This is a genomic window from Bacillus sp. SIMBA_074 (assembly GCF_046534555.1).
In the GTDB taxonomy this organism is placed as follows: Bacteria; Bacillota; Bacilli; order Bacillales; family Bacillaceae_G; genus Bacillus_A; species Bacillus_A mycoides.
In genome coordinates this window covers 1-268 of record NZ_JAWRYM010000607.1, presented here as the reverse complement: position 1 = coordinate 268, position 268 = coordinate 1, and the positions used below count along the sequence as shown (strand labels likewise).

General features: G+C 70.9%; 1 protein-coding gene. It reads right to left on the bottom strand.

The genetic code is table 11. The annotated features are described in order from the left end of the window. Positions 1–88 precede the first annotated feature (88 nt). Positions 89–268: inositol monophosphatase family protein (locus SB773_RS32175; protein ID WP_410594419.1), on the bottom strand; the 180-nt coding region annotated here is incomplete at its 5' end.

The window sequence follows — 268 nt, the reverse complement described above, 5'->3', positions numbered from 1 at the left end:
CCAGCGGCTCCGTCGTCGTGGGGGTCGGTGCGCTCACCCGAGCCAGCCTAGGGCAGCAGGAGGTCTGCGGGGCGAGGACTTTCCGGGTTCAGGCCAGTGCGGTGAGAAGCGCGTCGTGGATCAGCCCGTTGGAGGCCAGCGACGAGCCGTTGCCCGGCCCCGAGGCGCCGTCGACGGACGTGAAGCGGCCGCCGGCCTCCTGAACGATCGGGATGAGCGCCGCCAGGTCGTACGTCTTCACGTCGAACTCGCCGACAGCGTCGAGGAG